2 protein-coding genes are annotated in these 2,508 nt (G+C 60.0%); one reads left to right on the forward strand and one right to left on the reverse strand.

What is annotated here, in order from left to right:
* Positions 1–246: 246 nt before the first annotated feature.
* Positions 247–1,845 (reverse strand): ABC transporter substrate-binding protein, encoded by a 1,599-nt coding sequence (locus tag ACIQ47_RS16260; RefSeq protein WP_396439071.1) that lies wholly within the window; start codon positions 1,843–1,845, stop codon positions 247–249.
* 306 nt (positions 1,846–2,151) lie between these two features.
* On the opposite strand from ACIQ47_RS16260, the gene ACIQ47_RS16265 reads away from it, so the two are divergent.
* Positions 2,152–2,508: SOUL family heme-binding protein (locus ACIQ47_RS16265; RefSeq protein WP_396439072.1), on the forward strand; the 357-nt coding region annotated here is incomplete at its 3' end.

The following is a 2,508-nucleotide window of genomic DNA, read 5'->3' on the forward strand; positions in this document are numbered from 1 at the left end:
GGTCGCGTCATGTCCACCGACTTGCTGCGCCAAACCTACAAAGGCCTGTTGAGCAGCGGCAAAACCCTGCAACAACAGCACTTGGGCGACATCCGGGCCCGGGCGTCCACGCTGGACGCGGGCGAGGTGATGCGCATGGTCAGGGGCTGAGTGGGTGCGGCGTCATCCCGCAAATGAAGCCGCGCCAAGCCGCGAACTCAGCAACCTGCAAGCAGCAGGTTTGCAAAGTGCGCGGCCCATGACGGGTCACTTCTTGAACTTGACCCACTTGAACAGCATGAAGCCGTCTGCACGCTGGTAAGCATCGACATTGGATTTGGCACCCCAGGTGACCATCTGCTGGTGCAAGGGGATGTGACCGACATCGTTTGAATGCAGTGTCAGCGCCTCCTTGATCAGGCGGTTGCGCTGCGCCTCGTTGGTTTCGACCTGGATGCGGTTGGTCAAGTCATCCAGCTGGGGGTTGCTGTAGGCACCGAAGTTCCACTGGCCCTGTGCGCCCGCCGGGGAGGCCAGCACGGTGAACAGCAGGTGGTGCGCGTCAAAGCCCGCCGGCGACCAGCCCAGCATGAAGAACGACAACTCTCGCTTGAGGGCACGCGGGAAATAGGTCGCTTTGGACTCGGTCTGCAGCCGCACCTTCACGTTGATGCGTGCCAAGTTGGCCGCTACGGCCTGGCAGATTTCACTGTCGTTGGCGTAACGGTCATTGGGGCACTGCATGGTGATTTCGAATCCTGCAGGGTAGCCCGCATCGGCCAGCAGCTTGCGCGCCGCCTCCGGGTCGTAGGGCAAGCGCTTTTCCATGTCGGCTGAAAAGCCGCGGATACCATCGTTGATCATGCCGCCCGTGGGTCGAGCCAGGCCGCGCATGACTTTGCTGACGATGGTGTCGATGTCGATGGCCTGGTAGAAAGCCTTGCGCACCCGCACATCCTTGAAGGGGTTTTTCCCTTTCACGTTGCTGCCCACCAATTCATCGCGGTGCTGATCAAAGCCCAGAAAAATGATGCGCGCTTCGGCGGACTGCAACACGGTCAAGCCCTGTCGGTCTTTCACGCGCTGAAAATCCTGCAGGGGCACCGGATCAATCAAATCCACCTCTCCTGAGACCAGCGCCGCAACGCGCGTGCCGTCGTTGGCAATCGGCATGAACGACACTTCGTCGATGTTGGTTTCGTGCTGTCCCCACCAGCTCGCACTGCGAACGATGACGGTGCGCACGCCGGGTTGGCGCTCTTTCACGGAGAAGGGTCCGGTGCCGTTGGCCTTGAAGGTGGCGGCGTTTTCCACACCTTTTCTTCGGTCGACCGGTCGGGTGGCGTTGTTGGTTTCGGCCCATTTTTTGTTCAGGATCAGGATGTTGGAGATGACATCCGGCAGGATCGGGTTGGGTCGCGACGTCTCGATTTCGATTTGGTAAGGCCCCGTTTTGCGCACTTCCTTGACCGTGGCCAATTGCGAGCGCACATCCGAGCCCTCGCCCCGCGCGCGGTCCAGGGAGAACACCGCATCGTCGGCATCAAACGCAGCACCATCATGAAAGACCACGCGCTGCCTTAAGTCAAATTGCCACACCGTTGGCGACTTGAGCCGCCAGGCCGTGGCCAGCGATGGCCCCAAGCGCAGCTGCTTGTCACGCGTCACCAGCGACTCGAACACGTTATTCAGAAAAGACAACTGCACCGCCTCATTGAGCGAGTGCGGATCAAGCGACAGCACGTCGCCCTGGTTGGCCACCTTCAAAACCAGCGGCTGGGATGGGCTTTGGCTGTAGGCCGCTGGGACCAGGCTGAGCCCGGCAAAAAACCCGATGGCGATGGCGCGTGCGAAGCGGTTTTGCATGTCTTGAATCCTGAAATGTGCAAGGTGATGAACTGTTGGCAAATGCTAACAGACGCCCATTTTTCATGCGCAACTCCTTGGCTTGGCTTTCAGAACAGCACCGCAAGGCAGCGGCAGCTGGTTTGGCGGGCTGACGCAGCTTGGTGCATTGAGTGGCGGTTTGCGTGCGGTAAGAGACCGATGCTGCTACGATGAATTTGCTCCAATACACCCACCCCAACACCGACTTATTCCATGATGCGCTGGCTTTTTTCCTTTTTGTCGTCCCTCTTATCAACCGTCTTGTTCCTTTTTTGTGGAGCCGCCATGGCCGTTGAAGAACCGCGTTACACCGTGCTCGTTTCAGACCCACCTTTTGAGGTGCGCCGCTACGCCGCCTTCACGGTGGCCCAAACGCAAATTCAGGGCGACTTTGACGCGGCCAGCCGCAGCGGTTTTCGGCGCATCGCGTCTTACATTTTTGGCGACAACTTGCAAGCTGGGCTGGGCGCGCAGCGCAAGATTTCGATGACCGCGCCCGTCACCGTGGCCCCCGAGTCCGAAGGATGGCGCGTGCATTTTGTGATGCCGTCCGCCGAAAACGTGCAGACCCTGCCCCAGCCGCTCAACCCGCAAATCGAGCTGCGCCCCGTGCCCGAGCACGAGACGGTGGCCGTGCGCTTT

The sequence above is a fragment of the Limnohabitans sp. genome (assembly GCF_044373035.1).
Classification (GTDB): domain Bacteria; phylum Pseudomonadota; class Gammaproteobacteria; order Burkholderiales; family Burkholderiaceae_C; genus Limnohabitans_A.

Excerpts from the sequence above, each read along its gene's own strand:
- ACIQ47_RS16260 (WP_396439071.1), bottom strand. The coding sequence starts at position 1,845 with ATGCAAAACCGCTTCGCACGCGCCATCGCCATCGGGTTTTTTGCCGGG.